Origin of the sequence: Streptomyces cyaneofuscatus (assembly GCF_042718795.1) — a bacterium.
Classification (GTDB): Bacteria; Actinomycetota; Actinomycetes; order Streptomycetales; family Streptomycetaceae; genus Streptomyces; species Streptomyces cyaneofuscatus_A.
In genome coordinates, this window is the sequence record NZ_JBHXOX010000001.1 from 345887 (window position 1) to 371821 (window position 25935).

Sequence of the window (25935 nt, forward strand, 5' to 3'; positions counted from 1 at the left end):
CCAGGGCCCTCAGCTCGTCCGTGAGCGACGACCCGGGTACCGGCGTACCGGTGAGGATGGCGGTCGACAGACGAACTCACTCCTTGGCACTGACGGTGGACGACACTCGGCAGCACGGCCACGAGGCGGGCCGGCGGCGTGTCGGCTGAGGCTATCGGATGAACGGACGACCGGGTTCACCACCCGTTCGCGCGCCGATCGGGTGGACGGGATGGTCCGGGGTCCGTCGTCGATCATCATCATCGATCGGTGGCCCGGCCCACAAACCGCCGGTCGGACCGGGTGAGCCGGGCGCTTAGGCTGACGGCCATGACATGGCTGATCACAGGCGGAGCGGGATACATCGGGGCCCACGTGGCGCGGGCCATGGTGGCGGCGGGAGAGCGGGTCGTGGTGCTCGACGACCGCTCCAGCGGCATCGTGGACCGGCTGCCGGACGCCGTCTCCCTGGTGGAGGGCTCGGCCGGGGACCGGGAACTGCTGGACCGGGTGCTGGCCGAACACGCGGTGAGCGGTGTGGTGCATCTCGCGGCGAAGAAGCAGGTCGGCGAGTCGGTGGAGAAGCCCCTGCTGTACTACCGGGAGAACATCGCCGGGCTGGCCGTGCTGTTGGAGGCCGTGGTCGCGGCGGGCGTGCGGCGCTTCCTCTTCTCGTCCTCGGCGGCCGTGTACGGCGTACCGGACGTGGACCTCGTCACCGAGGAGACGCCCTGCCTTCCGATCAACCCGTACGGCGAGACCAAGCTCGCCGGGGAGTGGCTGGTGCGGGCGACGGGCAGGGCCCACGGGATCTCCACCGCCTGTCTGCGGTACTTCAACGTGGCGGGCGCGGCCGAGCCGGGCCTCGCGGACACCGGGATCTTCAACATCGTCCCGATGGTCTTCGACCGGCTGACGCGCGGTGAGGCGCCCCGGATCTTCGGCGACGACTACCCCACGCCCGACGGCACGTGCATCCGTGACTACATCCACGTCGCCGACCTGGCCGACGCCCACCTCGCCGTGGCGCGGAAGCTGGGGGTGCGCGAGGGCGGCGATCTGACGGTGAACGTCGGCCGGGGCGAGGGCGTGTCGGTACGGGAGCTGATCGACGTGATCCGCGAGGTGACCGGGCACCCGGTGGAGCCGGTGGTGGAACCGCGCCGTCCGGGGGACGCGGCGAAGGCGGTGGCCTCGGACGCCCGGATGGTGCGGGAGCTGGGGTGGACGGCGCGCCGGGACGTGCGCTCGATGGTGGAATCGGCCTGGGAGGGGTGGTGCCTGCGCCATCCGGAGGCGCGGGCCGACGCCCGGGGCGAACGCGAGGCGCCGGGCGGACGCGGCGCCCAGGCCGAACACGACGCCCAAGGCGAACGCGACGCCCAAGGCGGACGCCCGTAAACGATCACGTCAGCGCTCTGACCTGCGGAACGTTTCCGCAGGTCAGAGCATATGACAACGGTGTTCAGTGCCGTGTTGCCCGGTACCCCCCACCCGTAGTTCACTGGCGTCGTCGGGCGGTTTCGCCGGGCGCTGTCGCACGGACACGGGAGGCGTTTCGTATGGGGGCTGGCCACGATCACGGGCACACGCACGGCGGGCCGCCCCCGACGGGCACGGCGGCCGCCGCGTACCGGGGCAGGCTCCGGGTGGCCCTCGGGATCACGCTGAGCGTGATGGTCATGGAGATCGTCGGCGGGGTGCTCTCCGACTCGCTGGCTCTGATCGCGGACGCCGCCCACATGGCCACCGACGCCCTGGGGCTCGGGATGGCGCTGCTCGCCATCCACTTCGCCAACCGGCCCGCCGGCCCGAACCGCACCTTCGGCTTCGCCCGCGCCGAGATCCTGGCGGCGCTCGCCAACTGCCTGCTGCTGCTCGGTGTCGGCGGCTTCCTGATCTTCGAGGCGGTCGACCGGTTCATCACCCCGGCCGAGACCAAGGGCGGCCTCGCCATCGCGTTCGCCACCGTCGGTCTGGTGGCCAATATCGTCTCCCTCTCTCTGCTGATGCGCGGACAGAAGGAGAGCCTCAATGTGCGCGGCGCCTATCTGGAGGTGCTGGCGGACACTCTGGGCTCGCTCGCCGTGATCGTCTCGGCGGGCATCATCATGGCGACCGGCTGGCAGGCCGCCGACCCTATCGCCTCCCTGGTGATCGGCCTGATGATCGTCCCCCGGACGGTGAAGCTGCTGCGGGAGACCCTGAACGTGCTGCTGGAGGCGGCGCCCAAGGGCGTGGACATGGCGGAGGTACGGGCCCACATCACGGCCCTGCCCGGCGTCCTGGGCGTCCACGACCTGCACGCCTGGACGATCACCTCGGGGATGCCGGTGCTCTCCGCGCATGTGGTGGTGCGCCAGGAGATGCTGGACTCGATAGGGCACGAGAAGGTGCTGCACGAGTTGCAGGGCTGCCTCGGGGACCACTTCGACGTGGAGCACTGCACCTTCCAACTGGAGCCGAGCGGGCACGCGGAGCACGAGGCGCGTCTGTGCCACTGAGCCGGTCACGATGGTGGTGCTACGCTGGCTCGCTGAGACGTTCGAGTCTCACCGTGGACGACTCCCGGACACACCGGGACCTTTCGAGAGGAGCTGAGGTTGATGACGGTCGCGACGACGCCTTCCCGGCGCGGCAACCGTTCTTCCCTCATCTCCCGGGTTTCCGGCTAGAACCTCTCGTCAGGTCAGGCCGGAGCCCTCGCACGCAAGGGTTCCCACGTTGACCGACCACATCGACGACGCCTCGCGCACCGAGGCGTTCTTCACCCTGCACCACCGCCTCCCCCGCCAGAGCCCCGGCTCCGACGCCACCACGCGCCGGCTGCTGGCCCTGGCCGGCCCGCTCCCCGACCGTCCGCGCGTCCTCGACCTGGGCTGCGGTCCCGGCCGGGCCGCCCTGCTGCTCGCCGCCGAGGTGGGCGCCGAGGTGACCGCGGTCGACCTGCACCAGCCGTTCCTGGACGAGCTGCGCGAGGCGGCCGACGCGCGCGGCCTGGGCGACCGTATCCACGCGGTCCGGGCCGACATGGGCGATCTCACCGGCCCCGGCTTCCCGCCCGGCTCCTTCGACCTGATCTGGGCCGAGGGCTCGGCGTACTGCATCGGCTTCGCCACCGCCGTACGGGACTGGCAGCGGCTGCTCGCCCCGGGCGGCGCGATGATGATCTCCGAGTGTGTCTGGACCACCGACGCGCCCTCGGCCGGGGCGCGCGACTTCTGGGACCGCAACGGCTCCCTGCGCACCCTGCCGCAGACCACCGCGGCGGCCGTCGCCGCGGGCTGCACGGTCTCGGCGGTCCTGCTCCAGCCCGACGGCGACTGGGACACGTACTACGTCCCGCTTGCCGAGCGCGTCGAGAGCACCGAGAGCACCGATCCGACGGCTCCCGGCATGTCTCCCGGCATGGAGTGGGCGCTGGCGGCCACCCGTGAGGAGCTGGCGGTACGGCGTGCGTACGGCGCGGAGTACGGCTACGCCGCGTACGTGCTGCGCCCGGCCGACCCCCGCTGGACCACCCGGCCGGAGACGGCGGCGGACCGGGAGGCCGTGCACGCGGTCAACGCGGCCGCCTTCCCGACCCGGGAGGAGGCCGACCTCGTGGACGCGCTGCGGGCCGACGCGGACGCCTGGCTGCCGGAGCTGTCGTACGTGGCCGAGGCGCCGGACGGGTCCGTGGCGGCGTACGCGCTGCTGACCCGGTGCCGGATCGGGGCCGCGCCGGCGCTCGCGCTGGCCCCGGTCGCCACCTCGCCCGCCTACCAGCGGCAGGGTGCCGGGCAGGCCGTGGTGCGGGCGGCGCTCGATGCGGCCCGGGTGCGCGGAGAGGCGCTGGTGGTGGTGCTCGGTGATCCCGACTACTACGCGCGCTTCGGTTGCGTACCCGCTTCCCGGTACGGGATCCGGCCCGGGTTCGAGGTACCGGACGAGGCGATGATGGCGCTGGTCCTGGACGATTCCGTTCCGGTTCCGCTGGGCATGATCCGTTATCCGGCGGCCTTCGGGGTCTGAGCCCCTGTCCGCCCCGCCGCGCTCGCAGGGCGCGGCGGGGCGGACATGCCCGGAACCGAAGTACGGACAAGCGGCTTTTGTACGGCAGACTTGACCGGACTCGAGGGGTCCGGCGCACGAGGCCGGGGACCACAGACAAGGATGGGTATGCCGACCACACCAGCCACCGCGACGCACAGCTCGTCGAACGGCACCGCAGAAGCGATCATGCTCGAACTGGTCGACGAGAACGGCACCACCATCGGCACCGCGGAGAAGCTGGCGGCCCACCAGGCCCCCGGGCAGCTGCACCGCGCTTTCTCCGTCTTCCTCTTCGACGAGCAGGGACGGCTGCTGCTCCAGCGCAGGGCGCTCGGCAAGTACCACTCCCCCGGCGTCTGGTCGAACACCTGCTGCGGGCACCCCTACCCGGGCGAGGCTCCCTTCGCGGCGGCCGCCCGGCGTACGTACGAGGAGCTGGGGATCGCGCCCTCGCTCCTCGCGGAGGCGGGCACGGTCCGTTACAACCACCCGGACCCGGCCTCGGGCCTGGTGGAGCAGGAGTTCAACCACCTGTTCGTGGGGATGGCGCAGGAGGCGCTGAAGCCGGACCCGGAGGAGGTCGGCGAGACGGCCTTCGTGACGGCGGCGGAGCTGGCGGAGCGGCACGCGCGGGCGCCGTTCTCGGCGTGGTTCATGACGGTGCTGGACGCGGCGCGTCCGGCGATCCGTGAGCTGACGGGTCCCTCCGCGGGCTGGTGACCCTCGCGCGGATCGCGTACGGGGCGGTCAGAGCTGCGTCTTCAACGGCAGCGCCGCCCAGATGATCTTGCCGCCGCTCGCGGTGTGCTCCACGTCGCAGGTACCGCCCGCCTCCGCGGTGATCTCCTTGACCAGCAGCAGCCCGCGGCCGCCCGTCTGCGCGTAGTCCGTCTCCAGCGCGGTGGGCCGGTAGGGGTGACTGTCCTCGACGGAGACTCTGACCCAGTCGGCACCGATGGCCACCTCGACCGCCAGCTCGGGCGAGAGCAGCGCCGCGTGCTTGACGGCGTTGGTGACCAGCTCCGAGACGATCAGCAGCAGCCCCTGGAGGATGTCGTCCTCGATCGGCACCCCCTGGCGGCCCAGGAGGTCGCGTACGGCGTGCCGGGCCTGGGGCACGGACACGTCCACGGCGGGGGCGGTGAAGCGCCACACCCCCTCGTACGGCACGGGTTCGGCAGGGGCACTCCCGAGGCTCTCCATCGTCCGGCACCAGCTCTCACTCGCACTGCACTGACCGTCGAGTAAAGAGTGTTGGGAGTGGCTTGGTCCGTACCGTGCCACTGATCGGAAGTAGCCCTGTATCGGCGCTATTTGACCGAAGGTGTGTGATGGTGTCGGGTGGCGGACTACTTCTGCTCGCCTCCCGGGGCCTGGGGCGGACTGTCCGTAGCCGGGCCGGGTGCTTCGAGCCGATCTTCCAGCCGGTCCGAGACCATGCTGACGATGCGCCGGCCGCCGATCCCGATGGCGATGAGGCCGAGGCCGTCGAAGAGCAGGGCCAGCGAGAAGAAGACCCCGAGAACGTACAGGCTGCTGTGCGGCCAGTCGAACAGCACCAGCAGGCCCAGTAGCAGCCCGAAGGCGCCCTGGAGCAGCGTCCACCCCATCTGCGGGCCGCGGACGACGACACTGCCGACCAGTCGGAACACCCCGCCCGTCAGGAAGAGCAGCGCGGCGAACATGGTCAGCGCCTCGGCGGTGCCCTCCGGGTGGCGGATCACCACGACACCGGCGGCGAGGTTCAGGGCGGCGACCACGACGCCCAGCCAGAAGTAGTTGGTGCCGCGCGACTGGATCGCCTGTGCCAGAGCGACGATGCCGCCGATCAGCAGCAACCAGCCGAAGAGCAGCATCGAGGTGAGGGTGGCGACACCGGTGTAGATCAGGCCGACGATGCCCGCGATCACCAGCAGCGTGCCGAGGAGGGCGAGCCAGCTGAAGCTGCGGGTGAGCTTTCTGCCCTCGGCGGTGGTTCCGCGCTTCCCGCCCTGGGCGCCGGGGCCGTGCTTCCCGCCCGTGGCGCCGGGGCCGTGCTTCCCGCCTGTGGTGCCGGGTCCGTGCTTTCTGCCCTCGGCGGTGGGTCCGTTCATCGACAGCTCCTCACGGTGCGTGTCCGCTTCGCGACCCCTTCTTGATCATAGGTTCGAACCCTGCGGATAGCATCCGGCGCATGGACCGTACGGAACCCCAGCTCCTCTGCTCCGTCGACGGCGGGATCGCCACCGTCGTGATCAGCCACCCCGCCAAGCGCAACGCCATGACCGCCGCGATGTGGCGGAGTCTGCCGGAGTTGCTGGAGCGGCTGGCCGCCGACCCGGCGGTCCGGGTGCTGGTGCTGACGGGCGCCGGGGACACCTTCTGCGCCGGGGCCGACATCTCCACGCTGCGGGAGAGCGCCGGTGACGCGCAGGCGCTGGCGGTGGCCGCCGAGGAGGCGCTCGCCGCCTTCCCCCGGCCGACGCTCGCCGCGGTGCGCGGCCACTGCGTGGGCGGCGGCAGCCAGCTCGCGGCCGCCTGCGATCTGCGGTTCGCCCAGGAGGGCGCACTGTTCGGCGTCACGCCCGCGAAGCTCGGCATCGTCTATCCGTCCTCCTCCACGCGGAGGCTGGTGGGCCTGGTCGGTCCGGCCACGGCGAAGCATCTGCTCTTCTCCGGCGAGCTGATCGACACGGAGAGGGCCCTGCGCACCGGGCTGGTGGACGAGGTGCTGTCGGCCGGCGGGCTGGACGAGCGGGTGGCGGCGTACGCGAGGGTGCTGGCCTCGCGCTCCCAACTGACGCAGGCAGCGGCGAAGGAGTTCGCGGCCGGGCGGCAGGACCGGGACGTGTACTGGGCCGGTCAGGCGCAGGCCAGCGGCGACACCGCGGAGGGGGTCGCCGCCTTCCTGGAGCGGCGGGAGCCGACATTCACGTACACGACGGGTCCTACCGGGTGAGGTGGCGGCTCTTCGCCCGCCACTCCTCCACCAGCGCCGCCGGGGCCTTCTCCGGCGACCCGCAGTCGTAGGGCGGCTGCGGGTCGTACTCGGTGAGCAGCTGCACCGAGCGCGCCGCGTCGTCGCCCGCGATCCGGCCGAGCAGGGTGAGGCCCATGTCGATGCCCGAGGAGACGCCGGCGGCGGTGACGTACTTGCCGTCGAACACCACCCGCTCCCCCGTCGGCTCGGCGCCGAACTCCTTCAGGAGCTCCAGCGCCAGCCAGTGCGAGGTGGCCCGCCTGCCCTGGAGCAGTCCGGCCGCCGCGAGCAGCAGGGAGCCGGTGCAGACGGAGGTCGTCCAGGTGGTGGTGGCGTCCACCGCGCGCAGCCAGCCGAGCAGCGCCTCGTTCTCCATCTGGTCGCCCTGCCCCGGACCGCCCGGCACGATCACCAGATCGGGTGACGGGACCTCGGTGAAGGTCTTCTGGGCGACGAGCTGGAGGCTGCCGCTGTCGTTGGCCACGGGACCGGTCCGTTCGGCGACGAAGACGACCTCGGCGCCGGGGGCGCGGCTGAGGATCTCGTACGGTCCCACCGCGTCCAGGGCGGTGAAGCGGTCGAAGAGGGTGATGGCGATCTGCACGGGGCTGCCTTTCGGTGGACGGGTCGGGCTTTCGGTGGGCGGGGCGGGTCAGGTGGAGGAGACCGGTGTCGGATCAGGCGGTGGAGACCGGTGTACGGAAGCGGCGGCGGTACTCCGCCGGGGCCGTGGCGAGAGCCTTCGCGAAAGCGCGGCGCATGGCTTCCGGCGTGCCGTAGCCGCTGGCGCGGGCAACCTGTTCGACGGAGTCGGAGGTGTCCTCCAGAAGCCTGCGGGCGTGCTCCAGGCGTACGCGGTCGACGTACCGCCCCGGTGTCGTCCCCGTCTCCTCCCGGAACGCGCGGGCGAAGTGCCGGGGCGAGAGCCGGGCGCGGGCCGCGAGGGCCTCCACGGCGAGGTCCGCGTCCGGGTGCTGGGTGATCCAGTGCTGGACCTCGCGCAGCGGCTCGCGCCGCGCGGTCTGGGCGCCGAGCTGGGCGCTGAACTGGGCCTGGTTGCCGGGGCGGCGCAGGAAGACGACGAGGTGGCGGGCGATGGTCAGGGCGAGGTCCCGGCCGTGGTCCTCCTCGACCAGTGCGAGGGCCAGGTCGATGCCGGCGGTGACGCCCGCCGAGGTGGCCAGGTGTCCGTCCCGTACGAAGATGGGGTCGGGGTCGACGTGGACGGCCGGGTGGTCGCGGGCGAGCTGGGCGCAGTAGTTCCAGTGGGTCGTCACGCGGTGGCCGTCCAGGAGGCCCGCCTCGGCCAGCAGCAGGGCCCCGGTGCACACGGAGACCAGCCGCTCCGCCTGCCCGGCGTGGGCCCGCAGCCAGGCGGTCAGCTCCGGGTGGGAGTCCCGGGTGCCGTGTCCGCCGGGGACCACCAGGGTGTGCGGTACGGGCGCGTCGGCGAGGCTGCTGTCGGGGACCAGGGTCAGTCCGCTGGTGGTGCGGACCGGGCCGCCGTCGAGCGAGGCGGTGCGCAGGTCGTAGGTGACGCCCGGCGCCCGGGAGGCCCCGGCGAAGACCTCCATCGGACCGGTCACGTCGAGGCTCTGGACGCCGTCGAAGAGGACGACGAGCACGGTTCGCTGGGTCACGCCTGTCATCCTGGGCGGCGGGTGGCGATGGCCGCAATGACGAGAACCCCACCTTCTCTGCCATGGCGCGGGCTGCCGTGCTCCGTGGTGCCCCGGGCTTCACGGCGTACCGACCAGTCGGTAACGTGCACGTATGAGTACTCTTCCGGCCCGCGCGGAACGCCGCTGTCACAACGCCGTCAACCCGCTGCACTCGTGCCTCTTCTTCTCCCCCGACCTGGGCGCCGAGCTGGGCAAGCTCGGCGTCGAGGACCCGAGCGCCGTCTACTTCGCCACCCGGGCCGCCGCGTTCGGGCCGGTGGGGGCGGGTACCGTCACCGCGACCTTCTACAACTTCAACCCCGCCCTGGTGGCCCAGCACGTGCCCGCCGTCTGGTCCGTGGCCTCGCCCGAGCAGGTGCTCGGGGCGCGGCTGCGGGCGGCGGATTCGACGCTGCGGCGGCTGCTCGGCGAGGAGCTCATCGCCTCCGACGAGATGGCGGAGGCGGCCCGGCTCGCGCTGCGCGCCACCGAGGCCTGCACGCCGCACGCCCGCCCGCTCTACGCGGCCCACGCGGAGCTGCCGGTGCCCGACGCACCGCACCTGGCGTTCTGGCACGCCGCGACCCTGCTGCGCGAGCACCGCGGCGACGCTCACCTGGCCGCGCTGCTCGCCGCCGGTCTGGACCCGGTGGAGTCGCTCGTCAGCCACACCGCGACCGGCAAGGGCATGGCCATCCGCTGGATCCTGTCCTCACGCGGCTGGCGCCGCACCGACTGGGAGGCGGCGTCCGAGCGGCTGCGCGAGCGCGGGCTGCTGGCGGCGGGCGAGGAGCTGGCGCTGACCGACGCGGGGACGGCGCTGCGCGCGGAGGTGGAGGAGGCGACGGACCGGATGGACCGGGCCCCGTACGAACACCTGGGCGCCGAAGGCGTGGAGCGGCTCACCGAGCTGGGGCGCGGCTTCCTGTTCACGGCCGCCGCGAACGGCGCTTTCCCGGCCGAGGCGACCGGGCGCTGACCCGGGCGGCGGGTCCGGGGCCCTCGCACGCGGTGCGGGGGCTCCGGGCGTGTTCCCCGAGGTCGCGCGACATCGGCCCCGGCCACCCGGCAGAATGCAGGCCTGGGTAAGCCCAGGTAAGAACGTGCTCACCGCACCGCGAGCACGGCCAGCACAGCCAGTACGAGAAGGCGAGTCGGGAAAACCGTGACGACGTCCATCGAAGGCAGGATCGCCGAGGAGCTCGGCGTACGTGAGCGACAGGTCAGGGCGGCCGTCGAGCTGCTCGACGGCGGGTCCACCGTGCCGTTCATCGCGCGCTACCGCAAGGAGGCGACCGAATCGCTCGACGACGCGCAGCTTCGCACGCTGGAGGAGCGGCTGCGCTATCTGCGGGAGCTGGAGGAGCGGCGTACGTCGATCCTCGAATCCGTCCGCGAGCAGGGCAAGCTCGACGCCGCGCTGGAGGCCGCGATCCGGGGTGCCGAGACCAAGGCGCGCCTGGAGGACATCTACCTGCCGTTCAAGCCGAAGCGGCGGACGAAGGCGCAGATCGCCCGGGAGGCGGGGCTCGAACCGCTGGCGGACGGACTGCTCGCCGACCCGTCGGCCGACCCCCTCGCCGCCGCTGCCGCGTTCGTGGACGGCGAGAAGGGTGTGGCGGACGCGGCTGCCGCTCTGGAGGGCGCGCGTTCCATCCTCACCGAGCGGTTCTCCGAGGACGCCGACCTGACGGGTGAGCTGCGCGAGCGCATGTGGACCCGGGGCCGGCTGGCGGCGAAGGTGCGCGAGGGCCAGGAGGAGGCGGGCGCCAAGTTCGCCGACTACTTCGACTTCGCGGAGCCGTTCACCGCGCTGCCCTCGCACCGGGTGCTCGCGATGCTGCGGGGCGAGAAGGAGAACGTGCTCGATCTGGTCCTGGAGCCGGAGGAGCCGGAAGCCGCCGAGAAGCCCGGCCCTTCCACGTACGAGAACATGATCGCCCGCCGTTTCGAGATCGCCGACCGGGGCCGCCCTGGTGACAAGTGGCTCGGGGACACCGTGCGTTGGGCGTGGCGGACCCGGATCCAGGTGCACCTGGGCATCGACCTGCGGCTGCGGCTGCGCACGGCGGCGGAGGACGAGGCGGTACGGGTCTTCGCCTCCAACCTGCGTGATCTGCTGCTCGCCGCCCCGGCCGGGACGCGGGCCACCCTCGGCCTGGATCCCGGTTTCCGTACGGGGGTGAAGGTCGCGGTGGTCGACGCGACCGGCAAGGTGGTGGCCACCGATGTGATCCACCCGCACGTGCCCGCCAACAAGTGGGATCAGGCGCTGGCCAAGCTCGCGCACCTGGCGAAGGAGCACGCGGTCGACCTGATCGCGATCGGCAACGGCACTGCGTCCCGCGAGACGGACAAGCTCGCCGGTGAACTGATCGACAAGCACCCGGAGTTGAAGCTCACCAAGGTGATGGTCTCGGAGGCGGGCGCCTCGGTGTACTCCGCCTCCGCCTTCGCCTCGCAGGAACTCCCGGACATGGACGTGTCGTTGCGCGGCGCGGTCTCGATCGCGCGGCGGCTCCAGGACCCGCTGGCCGAGCTGGTGAAGATCGACCCGAAGTCGATCGGTGTCGGCCAGTACCAGCACGACCTGTCCGAGGTGAAGCTGTCGCGTTCGCTGGACGCGGTCGTGGAGGACTGTGTGAACGGGGTCGGTGTGGACGTCAACACCGCGTCCGCCCCGCTGCTTTCGCGGGTCTCGGGGATCAGTTCGGGGCTCGCCGAGAACATCGTGACGCACCGCGACACCAACGGCCCCTTCCGCTCCCGCAAGGCGCTCAAGGACGTGGCGCGGCTAGGCCCGAAGGCGTACGAGCAGTGCGCGGGCTTCCTGCGGATCCGGGGCGGCGACGACCCGCTGGACGCCTCCAGCGTGCACCCGGAGGCGTACCCCGTGGTGCGGCGGATGGGGAAGAGCGCGGGCGGCGAGGTCGCCTCGCTGATCGGTAACGCGGAGGCGCTGCGGGCGCTGCGCGCGGCGGACTTCGTGGACGACCTGTTCGGTCTGCCGACCGTGACGGACATCCTGAAGGAGCTGGAGAAGCCGGGGCGCGACCCCCGGCCCGCGTTCCGTACGGCGGCCTTCAAGGAGGGCGTCGAGAAGCTCGGCGACCTGGAGCCCGGCATGGTGCTGGAGGGCGTCGTGACGAACGTGGCCGCCTTCGGCGCGTTCGTGGACATCGGTGTCCACCAGGACGGGCTGGTGCATGTGTCGGCACTGTCGAAGACGTTCGTGAAGGACCCGCGCGAGGTCGTGAAGCCCGGGGACATCGTGAAGGTCAAGGTCATGGACGTCGATGTGCCACGCAAGCGGATCTCGTTGACGCTGCGGCTGGACGACGAGCCGGGTGCCGGTGGCGGCGGGCAGGGTCGCGGTGAGCGCGGCTCGCGCCCGCCGAAGCAGCGGCAGGGGCAGGGCGGCCAGGGGTCCGGCGGCGGGCAGGGGTCCGGTGGCGGGCAGGGCCGTCAGGGCGGCCAGGGCGGCGGCCGGGACCGGCGCGGCGGCTCCGGTGGCGGCGGGTCCCGGCAGGGGCAGGGCGCTCCGGCTCCAGCTCCGGCGAACAGTGCGATGGCGGATGCGCTGCGGCGGGCCGGGCTGACGTCCGACCCGAAGCAGGGCGGCGGCCGGGGCCGCTGAGACCCGAACGAGGATGGGGACGGGCCGCCGTGTGCGGCCCGCCCCCACCTCCGTAACTCCGCTCAGACTTCCTTGACCTGGCCGTCCGCCACTTCGATGCGGCGCGTCACGCGGACCGCTTCGAGCATGCGCCGGTCGTGGGTGACCAGCAGCAGCGTGCCCGCGTAGCTCTCCAGGGCCGCCTCCAACTGCTCGATGGCGGGCAGGTCCAGATGGTTCGTCGGCTCGTCGAGCACCAGGAGGTTGACCCCGCGGCCCTGGAGCAGAGCCAGGGCGGCGCGGGTGCGTTCGCCCGGGGAGAGGCTGGTGGCCGGGCGCATCACATGGTCGGCGCGCAGGCCGAACTTGGCGAGCAGCGTGCGGACTTCGGCCGGTTCCTCGTCGGGCACGGCGGCACAGAACGCCTCCAGCAGCGACTGCGAGCCGAGGAAGAGCTTGCGGGCCTGGTCGACCTCGCCGACCACGACGCCCGAACCGAGCGTGGCGTGACCGGAGTCGAGCGGGGTCCGCTCCAACAGGGCGGCGAGCAGCGTGGACTTGCCCGCGCCGTTGGCGCCGGTGATGGCGACCCGGTCGGCCCAGTCGATCTGGAGCGAGGCGGGGCCGAAGGAGAAGTCGCCGCGCACCACTCGGGCCTCGCGCAGGGTCGCGACGACTGATCCGGAGCGGGGCGCGGCGGCGATCTCCATCCGCAGCTCCCACTCCTTGCGCGGCTCCTCGACGACATCGAGGCGCTCGATCATGCGCTGGGTCTGCCGGGCCTTCGCCGCCTGCTTCTCGCTCGCCTCGCTGCGCGCGTTACGGCCGAGCTTGTCGCCGTCGGTGGCCTTGCGGCGGGCGTTCTTGACGCCCTTGTCCATCCAGGAGCGCTGCATATGGCCGCGCGCTTCGAGGGCGGCCTTCTTGTCCGCGTACTCCTCGTACCCCTCGCGGGCGTGCCGGCGCGCGGTCTCGCGCTCCTCCAGGTAGGCCGCGTAGCCACCGCCGTACAGGTTGATCTGCTGCTGGGCGAGGTCGAGTTCGAGCACCTTGGTGACGGTGCGCATCAGGAACTCGCGGTCGTGGCTGATGACGACGGTCCCGGCCCGCAACCCCGAGACGAAGCGCTCCAGGCGCTCCAGGCCTTCGAGGTCGAGGTCGTTGGTGGGCTCGTCCAGCAGGAAGACGTCGTAGCGGGAGAGGAGCAGCGAGGCGAGTCCGGCGCGTGCTGCCTGGCCACCGGACAGGGCCGTCATGGGCAGCTCCATGCTCACGGTCAGACCCAGCTCGGCGGCGACCTGCGCGGCCCGCTCCTCCAGGTCCGCGCCGCCGAGGGCGAGCCAGCGCTCCAGGGTCTCGGAGTACGCGTCGTCCGCGCCCGGGGCCCCGGAGACCAGGCCCTCCGTCGCCTCGTCCATCGCGCGCTGGGCGTCGGCGACCCCGGTGCGGCGGGCCAGGAACGCCGCCACGGTCTCGCCCTCGCGCCGCTCCGGCTCCTGCGGGAGGTGCCCGACGGTGGCGCTGGGCGGGGAGAGCCGCAGCTCACCCTCCTCCGGGCGGTCGAGTCCGGCGAGGAGGCGGAGCAGGGACGATTTTCCGGCGCCGTTGACTCCGACGAGACCGATCACGTCTCCGGGGGCGACGACGAGGTCGAGTCCGGCGAAGAGTGTGCGGTCGCCGTGTCCGGCGGCGAGGTCCTTGGCGACGAGGGTGGCAGTCATCAGGGTGCCGATCCTAGTCGCCGGTGCTCGATGCCCATCGCCCTGTGCCCCTGGCCTCCGGTTTCCGTTAGCGTCCGTGCAGCGACGGGCGTGTATCGAGGTGACGGGAGTGACCGTGATGACGGATGTGACCGTGAGGGCGGATGTGATCGTGGTGGGCGGCGGGGTCATCGGCCTCACCACCGCCGTGACGCTGGCGGAGCGCGGGCTGCGGGTGCGGGTCTGGTCGCGTGATCCGGCCGGGGCGACGACGTCGGCGGTGGCGGGGGCGCTGTGGTGGCCGTACCGGATCGAGCCGGCCGAGCGGGTCGGCGCCTGGTCGCTGGAGACGCTGGCGGTGTACGAGGAGCTGGCGGCCGGGCCCGGTGGCAGCGGCGTACGGCTGGTGGCGGGGGTGCACGGCGGTGAGCGGTTCGCTGCGCTGGGGCCATGGGCGGCGGAGCTGAAGGGTGCCGTGGAGGTGGCCGAGGGGCTGCGGGTGACCCTGCCGCTGCTGGACATGCCGGTGCACCTGGCGTGGCTGGAGCGGCGGCTGGTGGCGGCGGGCGGTGCGGTGGAGCGGCGGGCGGTGGACGGATTCGCGGAGGCGGCGGCGCAGGCCCCGGTGGTGGTGAACTGCACGGGGCTCGGGGCGCGCGAGCTGGTGCCCGACGCGGGGGTGCGGCCGGTGCGGGGGCAGCTCGTCGTGGTGGAGAACCCGGGGATCGCGGAGTGGTTCACCGAGGCCGATCCGGCGTCCGCCGCGACGACGTACTTCTTCCCGCAGCCGGCCGGTCTGGTGCTGGGCGGTACGGCCGAGGCGGACGACGAGCGCCGGGAGCCCGACGCGGCAACGGCCCGGGAGATCATGGCACGGTGTGCGCGGGTCCGGCCGGAGATCGCGGGCGCCAGGGTGCTGGGGCACCGGGTGGGGCTGCGGCCGGTGCGGGAGGGCGGGGTGCGGATCGAGGCACAGGCCCTGCCGGGCGGCGGTCTGCTGGTCCACAACTACGGTCACGGCGGTGCGGGCGTGACCGTGGCCTGGGGCTGCGCACGGGCGGCGGCCGCCCTGGTGGGCTGAGCCGCCGCCGTACGTGTGAGGCGCTTCCCGGTACCCCGGGATCAGCCCTCGGGACGCTTCTCGGTCGGGGTCTCCTTGTGGCGTTCGTCCGTGGTGACCGCCGTGCCGGGGCCGATACGGATCTCGAAGTCGCCGTCGTACTTGGCGTGCCCCTCGATCACCGCGGACTCGACCGCCTCCACGCCGAACTCCTGGCGGACGATCTGCGGGTCCTTGCGCAGGTCCCGCATCAGGGCGACGCACATGCCGATCATCACGACGACGAAGGGGGCGGCGACCAGGATCGTGAGGTTCTGGAGACCCTCCAGCGCGTTCTCCTTGCCGTCACCGATGAGCAGCATGATCGCGGCCACGGCCCCGGTCACGACACCCCAGAAGATGACGACCCACTTGCTGGGCTCCAGGACGCCCTTCTGCGAGAGCGTGCCCATGACGATCGAGGCGGCGTCGGCGCCGGAGACGAAGAAGATGCCGACGAGAATCATCACCAGGATGCTCGTCACGGTGGCGATCGGGAACTCCTGGAGGACCCCGAAGAGCTGCGCCTCGGGGGTCTCCGCGCCGGTGAGCTTGCCCGCCTCGTCCAGCTTCATGGCCGAGCCGCCGAAGACGGCGAACCAGATCAGGCTGACCGTGCTGGGCACCAGGATGACGCCGCCGACGAACTGGCGGATCGTGCGGCCGCGGCTGATCCGGGCGATGAACATGCCGACGAAGGGCGTCCAGGAGATCCACCAGGCCCAGTAGAAGACCGTCCAGCTTCCGAGCCAGTCGGCCACCTCACCGCCGCCGGTCGCCTCGGTGCGGCCGACGAGCTGTCCGAGGTCGCTGAGGTAGGCGCCCAGCGAGGTGGGGATCAGGTCGAGCACGAAGATCGTGGGGCCGGCGACGAAGACGAACAGGACCAGGAGCAGCGCCAGCACCATGTTGATGTTGGAGAGCCACTGGATGCCCTTCTCCACACCGGAGACCGCGGAGGCGACGAAGCAGACGGTCAGCACGGCGATGACGGTGACGAGGAGACCGGTGCCGGCCTTCTCCAGCCAGTCCAGCTCCTGGATACCGCTGCCGATCTGGAGCGCGCCGAGGCCCAGCGAGGCAGCCGAACCGAAGAGCGTCGCGAAGATGGCGAGGATGTCGATGAAGCGGCCGAATCCGCCGTACGCGTGCCGCTTGCCGATCAGCGGCTCGAAGACCGCGCTGATCGTCTGCCGCCTGCGCATCCGGTAGGCGCTGTACGCGATGGCGAGTCCGACCACCGCGTAGATGGCCCAGGGGTGCAGCGTCCAGTGGAACAGGGTGGTGGCCATCGCCGTCTGCATGGCATCGGCCGAATCCGCGGGGTCGGTGCCGGGCGGCGGGGTACGGAAGTGGGCCAGGGGTTCACTGACACCCCAGAACATCAGGCCGATGCCCATCCCGGCGCTGAACATCATCGCGATCCAGGAGATGGTCCGGAACTCCGGCCCCTCGCCCTCCTGGCCCAGGCAGATCTTCCCGTAGCGGCTGATGGCCAGCCAGAGGGCGAAGATGACGAACCCCGTGGCGGCGAGCATGAAGGCCCAGCCACCGTTGTGGATCAGCCCGGTGAGCAGCTTGCTGGAGGCGGTCTCCAGGGACGAGGTGGCGGTCGCGCCCCAGATGACGAAGGCGAGGGTGAGGACCGCCGTGACGCCGAAGACCAGCCGGTCGGTGGTCGGGGCCCGGGTGCTGAGGGGTTCGGGGGGAAGGTCAGCCGTGACCGACACTTCCTCCCGGCCCCCAGCTGACTGGTCGTCCTGGGACACAGATGGCACCTTTCACCGAGTCTGATCACGAAGGCTGAAAATCGCTCTTCGTAGGCATTACCACACCTGCCCACAATCTCGAAGGATCAACAAGCCGTATCAGTTTGACCAGATGTGAGGGAATATGTCGCCCGCTGGTCAAGAAGCAGCGGAATCAGGCTTCTGGTCGACTGCCGGAGGGGCACATATGCGCCATCTCCGTCCGGGTGGGAGCGGACGCCGTGCAGGGCCAGCTCGTCCCCCACCTCGGCGTACTGGGCCGCGTCCAGCCGGTAGCCGCACGGCGGGTCGGCGAGGATCTCGCCGGGCTCGGCGGGATCGTTGTCCGCGCCGCCCAGATATACGGGGCCGCGGTCGGCGTACCCGCTCACGCGCGAGAGCCCGGTGGCCACCCGGATGCGGGCGCGCTGCTCCTCGGTGAAGGTGAAGAGGCCGCCGAGGGCCGTCCGCTGGGAGTCGACCCTGCGCCGGTGGTTGAGGGCCGGGTCGTCCTGCTCGGCCTCGCTCAGGGCGTCGACGCGTGACTCGATGAGGAGGCCGACCGCGTGCTTGAGGCCGGAGGTGTTGCGCAGGATGCGTTCCTGGCCGTCACCGGCCGTCTGCCGGATGGGGGCGCCGGTGACCGGGTCGGTCCAGATGCCGTAGTGGCCGCTGCTGTAGCCGGCGCCGGTCGCGGCGGGCCGCACGTACCGCTCGGAGAGGGTCCGCGAGACGTCGTGGACGCCGCGCGCGACGTTCAGGTTGCGGGGCCATAGGACGAAGAGGTCCTTGTCGTAGTACGGGGGCGTGGCTCCGTACTCGTGCAAGTCGTAGATGACATCCGGCCGTTCGTCACGGACGACGGCCGCGATCGCCCGGCCCTCCGTGGTCTTCAGGGCGATGTGGTCCCGGTTGACGTCGACGCCGTCGGCGTTGCCCCGGGTGTCGGCGGCGCGCCCGTCCGGGTTGGCGGTGGGCAGCACGAGGACCGTCGTACGGGAGAGGAAGGCGCGGGTGGCGCGGTCCTGGGCGAAGGCCAGGTCGCGCAGGGTGGTCAGACATGCCTCACGTCCGGCGGGCTCGTCGCCGTGCTGGGAGCAGATCAGCAGGACCGTGGTCGCGGCGGGGCGACGCTCTCCGATGCGTACGAGTTGGAGGGGGCGGCCCTGCCTCGTGGTCCCGATCCGGTCGACGGCGGCCCGGTCGCTCCCCCGGTCCACCGCCCGCAGGAAGGCCTGTTCCTCGCCGAGCCCGGTCCAGCGCGCCCCGTCGCTCGCCTCGAAGCCGGTGCGCGGCGGGTGTGGGGCGGCCTCGGCGGGTGCGATGGCGAACGGGACGGCCAGCGCGCCCAGCACCGCTGCCGCCACGGCGCTCCGGCGCCGGACCGCCGGGCTCCGGCGGCGCGTGCCGGACGGCGGGCGGCCGGGGTGCGCGACCGGTCCGAGCCACGGGTGCGGGCTGAGCATGCGGAGCGAGCGGGTGATGCGAGGGGTCATCAGCGGCTGCCTCCCGGAGGACGAGCGGAGTACCGGCGGGGTACGAGCGGGGTGTGCGCGGGGTGTGCGCGGGGTGCGAACGGGGTGCGCGCGGCGGGCACCGCGCGCCCTCCCGGTCTGCCGGTGTGGCGGACGTTACCCGGGTCAACTCCTGTGCAACAGGGGGCGATCACTGCGGGCCGTGACGGGGGCATGGCGATCGTGTGACAGGGATGCCCGGATTCGACCGTCCTGCCCGGTGGGCTGTTTAGCCTTTTTCCTGACCGGTCGGAACCACCCCTCGCCCGGTTCCACGACCGGCCGGCGACACCCTCCGGCCGGTCTGCCCTCCCGACGACTTGGAGTATGCGTGCACCGCAGATTCATCGTCCCCAGCGCTCTGGCGGCCACCCTTCTGCTGGCGATCCCGGCATCGGCCTCCACCGGCACCGTGGGTGCCCCGGGTATCGGCGACTCTTACTACCCGGCCAGCGGAAACGGCGGCTACGACGTCTCCCACTACGACCTCCGGCTGAAATACCAGCCGGCGACCGACCTGCTGGAGGGCACGGCGACGATCCTCGCCACCACCAGGCAGGAGCTGACCCGCTTCAACCTCGACTTCGGGCTCGCCGTCTCCGAGGTGCGGGTCAACGGCAGGAAGGCCTCTTTCGCCAAGACCGGCACCCAGGAGCTGGAGATCACCCCGGCGGGCCCGCTGGCCGAGGGCAAGGACGTCTCGGTGGTCGTCCGCTACGCCGGGAAGCCCTCCGAGCTGAAGATCGGCGGCTGGACCGCCTGGGCCCGGACCCCGGACGGCGGCGTCGCCGCGCAGGAGCCGGAGTCGGCGGTCTGGTGGTACCCGAGCAACGACCACCCGCTCGACAAGGCCACGTACGACATCTCGGTCTCCGTGCCGGACGGCACGCAGGCGATCAGCAACGGGGTACTCGTCTCACAGAGTTCCAAGCTCGGCTGGACCCGGTTCAACTGGCGCTCCGACAAGCCGCAGGCCACGTACCTCTCGACGCTCGCGGTCGGGAAGTTCGACATCACGACCGACAGGACGGCCGACGGGCTGCCGGTGCTGAACGCGTACAGCAAGGACCTCGGTCCCCACGCGGGCGCCGCGCGGGCCAGCATCGAGCGGACGACCGAGGTCGCCGAGTGGCTGACCGAGGTCTTCGGGCCGTACCCGTTCAACGCGCTCGGCGGCTATGTGCCGAACGTGACGAGCGGCTTCGCCCTGGAGACCCAGACGCGGCCGTTCTACAGCCCGCGGCAGTTCGCGAACGGCGCCAACGTCTCGGTCGTCGTCCACGAGATCGCGCACCAGTGGTACGGCAACAGCGTGTCGGTCGACGGCTGGAAGGACATCTGGATCAACGAGGGCTTCGCCCGTTACAGCCAGTGGCTCTGGTCGGAGAAGGAGGGCGAGGGCACCGCGCAGGAGCTGGCGGACTACGTCTACGCCCAGCGCCCGGCGAACGACCCGTTCTGGAAGGTGAAGCCGGGCGACCCGGGTCCGGACAAGCAGTTCGACATCGCCGTCTACGACCGGGGCGCGCTGGCGCTCCAGGCGCTGCGCAACGAGGTCGGTGACGCGACCTTCTTCGCCCTGCTGAAGGGGTGGCCGACCGAGAAGGCGCACTCCAACGCGACCGTGGGTGACTTCCTGCGGTACGCGGAGCGGGTCTCGGGCAAGCCGCTGGCGACGCTCTTCGACACGTGGCTGTACCAGCCGAAGCGACCCGCGCTGCCGGCGGCGGCCTCGGCGGGCATCGCCAAGGGCGCGGTGTCGTCCCGGGCGGCGGTCCGGCCGGAGCGGCCGGCGTCCTGGAAGAAGATCGCGGCGACGAACACGATCCACGACCACGGGAACCACGGAGACCCGGGTGTCCGTGGAAACCACGGGCACGGCGAGCACGACGGTCACGGTCACCGCTGACCGTCGAGCGCGCTGAACCGGGGGCCCTCGGAGCGGTGGAATTCAGCCGTTCCGGTGGCCCCCGGTGGCGTGCGCGGCGCGGGCCGCGCGTGCCATCGGCAGATACCGCAGCCGCTCCGGGAGGGCGGGGACGACGACCCGGAGCACCGCGCAGAGCCGCCGCAGCCGCTTCTCCTGGGCCGCCGTCCACGGCAGGCCGATCGCCGCGCGGGCGTCCGGCGGCATCAGCCCGATGGTGACGAACCGCCGAGCGCGGGCCAGCGGCGGCAGGAGCACCGGCCACAGGACCCGCAGCACCGTCCGCAGCGGCCACGGGCCGCGGTCCGGCGGCGGTACGGGCTGGTCCACGTCGACCAGTTCACGCACCACGGTCGTCGCCTCGATCTCCCCGGCGAGCATCTTCTCCCAGTACGGCCAGAACTCCTCGATCGTCTGCGGCATGTCCCGGTCGTGGATGCCGAGGATCCGGCCGACCTGGAGCCACTCCGCGTACAGGGCGCGTTCCTGCGCCGGGGTCATGGGCCGGATCAGGTAGCGCGCCGCGTGCCGGTAGACGGGGAAGCCGGTGGCGTGCACCCAGGCGTAGTTGGCGGGCGTCAGCGCGTGGTAGGCCCGGCCCCGGGTGTCCGTGCCCTGGATGGTGCGGTGGAGCCGGCGCAGCCTGCGGCCCTCCTCGGCCGCCTCCGCCCCGCCGTACACCCAGAGCTGGAGCGAGCGCAGGGAGCGTTCGCCGCGCCCCCAGGGGTCGGTGCGGAAGACGGAGTGCTCGTCGACGCCGGCACCGACGGCGGGGTGGGCGACCTGGAGGGTGAGGGCGGCGGGCAGCATCAGCAGGGCCCGGATGTCACCGGAGAGGCTCCACAGGACCCCGCCGGGCGGGGGCGGCGGGGGCTCCACGACGCCGTTCGCGCTGCTCATCCGGTGCTCCCGCGCTCCTGGCGGGCCTGCGGTGCGCTGCCCGTCCCTTCCCTCCATGATCCCTCGCGGGCGGGAGGAGTGCGGGGGCGGGGTCCGAGAGGTCCGGGGGCGCCGAGATCCGGTCGGTCGTGCTCGTACGCCGCCGGTGTCCCGGTCAGACGTGGTCGTACGCGTCCAGTCGTGGTCGTACACGGTCACGGGCACGCCTTCCTCGATCAGGCGTCGCTCGATGATCGGCTCGACGCGCGACCACGTGCCGCCCGCGAGGCCGCAACCTATGCGTGGCATATGGACCGAGGCCCCGAGCTCGCCCGCCGGGACGGCAACCGCGCCCAGGGCGAAGCCGTTGCCCGCGCGCTCCAGGTGCCAGCGGCGGTAGGCGGCCTCCGGCTCGGTCCAGCGGCGGGAGAGGGCGACGACGAACCCTTCGCCCCAGCCGCCCAGGTCGTTGCAGACGTGCGCTATCACCTTGACGCCCTTGTCCTGGTGGACGGCGGCCCGGGGTGGACGGCGGGGCCGTGGTGGCGGAGACTTTGGCAGAAGTGGTGAGACAGCGGCACTGTCCGATACGAGGGTTCGACTGCGGGGAGCAGAGATGGCGACGGGGACCGACGAGCCCACGCTCACGGTGGACGAGCTGGCGGCGCGCGCCGGAGTCACCGTACGCACCGTGCGGTTCTACAGCACCCGGGGCCTGCTCCCGCCCCCGGTCATCGGGCCGCGCCGGGTCGGGCGGTACGGGGCCGATCACCTCTCGCGGCTCGCGCTGATCGAGGAGCTCCAGCACCAGGGCATGACGCTCGCCGCCATCGAACGCTATCTGGAGCAGTTGCCGCCCGACCTGAGCGCCCACGATCTGGCGATCCACCGGGCGCTGGTGGCGTCCTGGGCGCCGGACACGGCGGAGGACCTGACGCGGCCGGAGCTGGAGAAGCGGGCGGGACGGGTCCTCGGCGAGCCGGATGTGGCGCGGCTGGCGGCGATGGGCGTGCTGGTGCGGCCGGAGGGGGACGGCGGGACGTACCGGGTGGATCTCGGGCTGCTGCGGCTCGGGGTGGAGCTGCTGGACGTGCCGATCGCGCACGAGACGATCCTGGCGGCGCGGACCGTGCTGCTGGAGCACACGCGGTCCGCCGCCCAGGAGATGACCCGGCTCTTCCGGGACGAGGTGTGGAATCCGTACCGGGAGCGTGAAGGCGATCCGGAGCATGTGGCGGCGATGAAGTCGCTCTCCGCCCACATGCAACCAATCGTCGTGCAGGCGCTGGTGACGGCCTTTCAGCGGTCCCTGAGGGAGGAGCTGCGGAGCGCGTTCACCGCCGAATGACGGTGAACGCACTCCCGAACAGGGTCAGTCGTGGAAGGTCTCGCCCTTCTCCGCCTTCTCCACGAGCAGCGCGGGCGGCAGGAACCGGTCACCGTAGCGCTCGGCCAACTCCCGCGCGCGGGCCACGAATCCGGGCAGGCCGCCCTCGTACCCGTTGATGTACTGGAGCACGCCGCCGGTCCACGGCGGGAAGCCGATGCCCATTATGGAGCCGATGTTGGCGTCGGCGACGGAGATGAGGACGTTCTCCTCCAGGCAGCGGACGCTGTCCAGCGCCTCGGAGAAGAGCATCCGCTCCTTCATGTCCTCGAAGGGGACGTCCACGTCGGACTTGGTGGTGAAGTGCTCGCGCAGGCCCGGCCAGAGACCGGTGCGCCTGCCGTCCTCGTCGTAGTCGTAGAAGCCCGCTCCCCCGCTGCGGCCCGGCCGCTCGAACTCGTCGACCATGCGGTCGATGACCTCGTCCGACGGGTGGCCGGGCCAGGTGCCGCCGGCCTCCTCCACCGCCCGCTTGGTCTCGTTGCGGATCTTGCGGGGCAGGGTCAGGGTCAGCTCGTCCATCAGGGAGAGCACCTTGGCCGGGTAGCCGGACTGCGCGGCGGCCTGTTCGATCGACGCGGGCTCCACGCCCTCGCCGACCATCGCCACGCCCTCGTTGATGAACTGGCCGATGACGCGTGAGGTGAAGAAGCCGCGCGAGTCGTTGACGACGATCGGCGTCTTCTTGATGCGCCGTACGAGGTCGAAGGCGCGGGCCAGCGCCTCGTCGCCGGTCCGCTCGCCCTTGATGATCTCGACCAGCGGCATCTTGTCGACGGGTGAGAAGAAGTGGAGACCGATGAAGTCGGCCGGGCGGGAGACTCCTTCGGCGAGGACCGTGATGGGGAGGGTGGAGGTGTTGGAGCAGAGCAGCGCGTCGGGCTCGATGACGTCCTGGATCTCCTGGAACACCTTGTGCTTGAGCGCGGTGTCCTCGAAGACGGCCTCGATCACCGCGTCGCAGCCCGCGAGGTCGGCCGCGTCGCCGGTCGGGGTGATCCGGGCCAGCAGCTCGTCGCGCTTGGCCTCCGTCGTACGGCCCCGGGAGAGCGCCTTGGCGAGCAGCTTCTCGCTGTACGCCTTGCCCTTGGCCGCCGCCTCCGTGGAGACGTCCTTCAGGACGACGTCGATCCCGGCCTTGGCGCAGGAGTAGGCGATGCCCGCGCCCATCATCCCGGCGCCGAGTACGGCGACCTTGCGGACGGGGCGCTCGGGGATGCCCCCCGGGCGGTTGGCGCCGGAGTTGACGGCCTGGAGGTCGAAGAAGAACGCCTGGATCATGTTCTTGGAGACCTGGCCGGTGACCAGCTCGGTGAAGTACCGGGCCTCGATGGTCAGCGCGGTCTCGAAGTCGACCTGCGATCCCTCCACGGCCGCCGCCAGGATGTTGCGCGGCGCGGGCATCGGCGCGCCCGCGATCTGCTTCTTCAAGTTGGCCGGGAACGCGGGGAGGTTGGCGGCGAACTTGGGGTGGGAGGGGGTGCCGCCGGGGATGCGGTAGCCCTTGACGTCCCAGGGCTGCTGGGACTCGGGGTTGGCGTCGACGAAGGCGCGGGCCTTCTCCAGCATCTCCTCGCGGGTGGCGGCGACTTCGTGGACGAGGCCGTTCTCCAAGGCGCGCCGCGGGGTGTACTGGGTGCCCTGGAGGAGCACCTTGAGCAGCGCGTCCGCGATGCCCATGAGGCGTACGGTCCGGGTGACGCCGCCGCCCGCCGGGAGCAGGCCGAGGGTGACCTCGGGCAGGCCGATGCGGGAGCCGGGGGCGTCGAGGGCGACGCGGTGGTGGGAGGCGAGCGCGATCTCGTAACCGCCGCCGAGGGCAGCGCCGTTGATGGCGGCGACGACAGGCTTGCCGAGGGTCTCGATGCGGCGGAGCGAGCGCTTGATCGCGGTGCCGGTGTCGAAGGCGGCCTGCGCGTTCTCGGGGCCGACCTTGATCATGTCCTTGAGGTCGCCGCCCGCGAAGAAGGTCTTCTTCGCGGAGGTGTAGATGATGCCGCGGATGGAGTCCTTCTCGGCCTCGGCGCGGTCGGCGACGGCCGCGATGGAGTCCTTGAAGGCCTGGTTCATCGTGTTGGCCGACTGGTTCGGGTCGTCGAGGACGAGGGTGACGACGCCGGTCTCGTCCTGTTCCCAGCGGATGGTGGTGCTCTCGGTCATGTCGGTGTCTTCTCCGTAAGCAGGGGTGGCCGGGGCGGGGAACAGGTCAGATGCGTTCGACGATGGTCGCGACGCCCATGCCGCCGCCGACGCAGAGCGTGACCAGGCCGAACCGCTGGTCGCGGCGCTCCAGTTCGTCGATGACGGTGCCGAGGATCATCGCGCCGGTCGCGCCGAGCGGGTGGCCGAGCGCGATGGCGCCGCCGTTGACGTTGACCTTGTCCAGGCTCAGGCCCATGTCCTTGACGAAGCGCAGGACGACTCCGGCGAAGGCCTCGTTGATCTCGACCAGGTCGATGTCGTCGATGGTGAGCCCGGCCTTGGCGAGCGCCTTGCGGGTGGCGGGGGCGGGGCCGGTGAGCATGATGGTGGGCTCGGAGCCGGAGACGGCGGCGGAGACGATGCGGGCGCGCGGGGTGAGGCCGTAGCGCTCGCCGACCTCCTTGGAGCCGATGGCGACGAGGGCCGCGCCGTCGACGATGCCGGAGGAGTTGCCCGCGTGGTGGACGTGGTCGATCTTCTCGACCCAGTGGTACTTCTGGAGCGCCACCGCGTCGAAGCCGCCCATGTCACCGATGGCGGCGAAGGACGGCTTGAGGCCGGCGAGGGAGTCGGCGGTGGTGCCGGGGCGCAGGTGCTCGTCGTGGTCCAGGACGAGGAGGCCGTTGCGGTCCTTGACCGGGACGACTGAGCGGGCGAAGCGGCCGTCCTTCCAGGCCGCCGCCGCGCGCTCCTGGGAGAGAGCCGCGTACTCGTCCACGTCACGGCGGCTGAAGCCCTCGATGGTGGCGATGAGGTCGGCACCGATGCCCTGCGGGGCGAAGCCGGTCTCGAAGCTGGTCATCGGGTCCATCGCCCAGGCCCCGCCGTCGGAGCCCATCGGGACGCGGGACATCGACTCGACGCCCCCGGCCAGGACGAGGTCCTCCCAGCCCGAACGGACCTTTGCCGCCGCCAGGTTGACCGCCTCCAGGCCCGAGGCACAGAAGCGGTTCTCCTGGACGCCGGCGACGGAGTCGGGAAGGCCGGCGGCGATGGCGGCGATCCGGGCGATGTCGGAGCCCTGGTCGCCGAGCGGGCTGACCACACCGAGGACGATGTCGTCGATGGCGGCCGGGTCGAGGTCCGGGAAGCGGCCCTGGATCTCGTGGATGAGGCCGACGACCAGGTCGATCGGCTTGGTGCCGTGCAGGGCGCCGTTGGCCTTGCCGCGGCCGCGCGGGGTGCGGATCGCGTCGTAGACGAATGCTTCGGTACTCAAGACAGCTGCC

Annotated in this window: 20 protein-coding genes and 1 pseudogene; 10 read left to right on the forward strand and 11 right to left on the reverse strand. The window is 71.9% G+C overall.

The genetic code is table 11. From position 1 onward, the window contains the following. The first annotated feature begins 309 nt into the window (after positions 1–309). From galE to idi, 4 genes are all read left to right on the forward strand, one after another. Complete coding sequence (galE, locus tag ACFWRT_RS01515) at positions 310–1380, forward strand: UDP-glucose 4-epimerase GalE (protein ID WP_380948971.1); 1071 nt, start codon at positions 310–312, stop codon at positions 1378–1380. A 161-nt stretch (positions 1381–1541) separates the two neighbouring features. After that, positions 1542–2483 (forward strand): cation diffusion facilitator family transporter, encoded by a 942-nt coding sequence (locus ACFWRT_RS01520; RefSeq protein WP_380948972.1) that lies wholly within the window; start codon positions 1542–1544, stop codon positions 2481–2483. Between the two features lie 220 nt (positions 2484–2703). Continuing rightward, positions 2704–3993 (forward strand): GNAT family N-acetyltransferase, encoded by a 1290-nt coding sequence (locus ACFWRT_RS01525; RefSeq protein WP_380948973.1) that lies wholly within the window; start codon positions 2704–2706, stop codon positions 3991–3993. A 147-nt stretch (positions 3994–4140) separates the two neighbouring features. Continuing rightward, positions 4141–4734 carry an isopentenyl-diphosphate Delta-isomerase gene (gene idi / locus ACFWRT_RS01530; protein WP_026241701.1) on the forward strand — a complete coding sequence of 198 codons (594 nt, stop codon included), beginning with the start codon at positions 4141–4143 and terminating at the stop codon, positions 4732–4734. Between the two features lie 27 nt (positions 4735–4761). Here idi and ACFWRT_RS01535 read toward each other — a convergent pair whose 3' ends face one another. Both ACFWRT_RS01535 and ACFWRT_RS01540 read right to left on the reverse strand, forming a co-directional pair. Then, the gene (locus ACFWRT_RS01535) at positions 4762–5217 is read right to left on the reverse strand and encodes an ATP-binding protein (RefSeq protein ID WP_380948974.1); all 456 of its coding nucleotides are present in this window, start codon (positions 5215–5217) and stop codon (positions 4762–4764) included. 146 nt (positions 5218–5363) lie between these two features. Continuing rightward, positions 5364–6107: an HdeD family acid-resistance protein gene (locus tag ACFWRT_RS01540; protein ID WP_380948975.1), complete on the reverse strand. Its 744-nt coding sequence runs from the start codon at positions 6105–6107 to the stop codon at positions 5364–5366. Positions 6108–6187: 80 nt separating this feature from the next. On the opposite strand from ACFWRT_RS01540, the gene ACFWRT_RS01545 reads away from it, so the two are divergent. After that, positions 6188–6952 carry an enoyl-CoA hydratase/isomerase family protein gene (locus ACFWRT_RS01545; RefSeq protein WP_380948976.1) on the forward strand — a complete coding sequence of 255 codons (765 nt, stop codon included), beginning with the start codon at positions 6188–6190 and terminating at the stop codon, positions 6950–6952. Here ACFWRT_RS01545 and ACFWRT_RS01550 read toward each other — a convergent pair. Beyond that, complete coding sequence (locus tag ACFWRT_RS01550; RefSeq protein WP_380948977.1) at positions 6942–7577, reverse strand: DJ-1/PfpI family protein; 636 nt, start codon at positions 7575–7577, stop codon at positions 6942–6944. The genes ACFWRT_RS01545 and ACFWRT_RS01550 overlap by 11 nt on opposite strands. Positions 7578–7650: 73 nt before the next feature. After that, positions 7651–8613: a GlxA family transcriptional regulator gene (locus ACFWRT_RS01555; RefSeq protein WP_463287387.1), complete on the reverse strand. Its 963-nt coding sequence runs from the start codon at positions 8611–8613 to the stop codon at positions 7651–7653. A 133-nt stretch (positions 8614–8746) separates the two neighbouring features. On the opposite strand from ACFWRT_RS01555, the gene ACFWRT_RS01560 reads away from it, so the two are divergent. Both ACFWRT_RS01560 and ACFWRT_RS01565 read left to right on the forward strand, forming a co-directional pair. Beyond that, the gene (locus tag ACFWRT_RS01560; RefSeq protein ID WP_380948979.1) at positions 8747–9613 is read left to right on the forward strand and encodes an SCO6745 family protein; all 867 of its coding nucleotides are present in this window, start codon (positions 8747–8749) and stop codon (positions 9611–9613) included. Positions 9614–9799: 186 nt separating this feature from the next. Further along, on the forward strand, positions 9800–12271 hold the full coding sequence (locus ACFWRT_RS01565) for a Tex family protein (RefSeq protein WP_380948980.1): 2472 nt from the start codon (positions 9800–9802) through the stop codon (positions 12269–12271). A 62-nt stretch (positions 12272–12333) separates the two neighbouring features. On the opposite strand, the gene ACFWRT_RS01570 is transcribed toward ACFWRT_RS01565, so the two are convergent. Then, on the reverse strand, positions 12334–13971 hold the full coding sequence (locus ACFWRT_RS01570) for an ABC-F family ATP-binding cassette domain-containing protein (protein WP_380948981.1): 1638 nt from the start codon (positions 13969–13971) through the stop codon (positions 12334–12336). A 118-nt stretch (positions 13972–14089) separates the two neighbouring features. On the opposite strand from ACFWRT_RS01570, the gene ACFWRT_RS01575 reads away from it, so the two are divergent. Next, positions 14090–15031, forward strand: a complete 942-nt coding sequence (locus ACFWRT_RS01575) for an FAD-dependent oxidoreductase (protein WP_380948982.1) — start codon at positions 14090–14092, stop codon at positions 15029–15031. Positions 15032–15072: 41 nt separating this feature from the next. Here ACFWRT_RS01575 and ACFWRT_RS01580 read toward each other — a convergent pair whose 3' ends face one another. Both ACFWRT_RS01580 and ACFWRT_RS01585 read right to left on the reverse strand, forming a co-directional pair. Further along, on the reverse strand, positions 15073–16818 hold the full coding sequence (locus ACFWRT_RS01580) for a BCCT family transporter (RefSeq protein WP_380948983.1): 1746 nt from the start codon (positions 16816–16818) through the stop codon (positions 15073–15075). A gap of 86 nt (positions 16819–16904) precedes the next feature. After that, the gene (locus ACFWRT_RS01585; protein ID WP_380948984.1) at positions 16905–18293 is read right to left on the reverse strand and encodes a M14 family metallopeptidase; all 1389 of its coding nucleotides are present in this window, start codon (positions 18291–18293) and stop codon (positions 16905–16907) included. A gap of 349 nt (positions 18294–18642) precedes the next feature. Between ACFWRT_RS01585 and ACFWRT_RS01590 the strand changes: the two genes are divergently transcribed. Next, on the forward strand, positions 18643–20220 hold the full coding sequence (locus tag ACFWRT_RS01590; RefSeq protein WP_380948985.1) for a M1 family metallopeptidase: 1578 nt from the start codon (positions 18643–18645) through the stop codon (positions 20218–20220). Between the two features lie 42 nt (positions 20221–20262). Here the strand turns inward: ACFWRT_RS01590 and ACFWRT_RS01595 are convergent, their stop codons facing one another. Both ACFWRT_RS01595 and ACFWRT_RS01600 read right to left on the reverse strand, forming a co-directional pair. Further along, on the reverse strand, positions 20263–21138 hold the full coding sequence (locus tag ACFWRT_RS01595; RefSeq protein ID WP_380949017.1) for an oxygenase MpaB family protein: 876 nt from the start codon (positions 21136–21138) through the stop codon (positions 20263–20265). A gap of 177 nt (positions 21139–21315) precedes the next feature. Continuing rightward, positions 21316–21606 (reverse strand): annotated as a pseudogene (locus ACFWRT_RS01600) (macro domain-containing protein); the annotation flags it as partial. 127 nt (positions 21607–21733) lie between these two features. On the opposite strand from ACFWRT_RS01600, the gene ACFWRT_RS01605 reads away from it, so the two are divergent. Then, the gene (locus ACFWRT_RS01605) at positions 21734–22465 is read left to right on the forward strand and encodes a MerR family transcriptional regulator (RefSeq protein WP_380948986.1); all 732 of its coding nucleotides are present in this window, start codon (positions 21734–21736) and stop codon (positions 22463–22465) included. Positions 22466–22489: 24 nt separating this feature from the next. Here the strand turns inward: ACFWRT_RS01605 and ACFWRT_RS01610 are convergent, their stop codons facing one another. Further along, positions 22490–24664 (reverse strand): 3-hydroxyacyl-CoA dehydrogenase NAD-binding domain-containing protein, encoded by a 2175-nt coding sequence (locus tag ACFWRT_RS01610; RefSeq protein ID WP_380948987.1) that lies wholly within the window; start codon positions 24662–24664, stop codon positions 22490–22492. A gap of 46 nt (positions 24665–24710) precedes the next feature. Then, positions 24711–25925, reverse strand: coding sequence for an acetyl-CoA C-acetyltransferase (locus tag ACFWRT_RS01615; RefSeq protein WP_380948988.1), 1215 nt, complete (start codon positions 25923–25925; stop codon positions 24711–24713). Between the last annotated feature and the right edge of the window lie 10 nt (positions 25926–25935).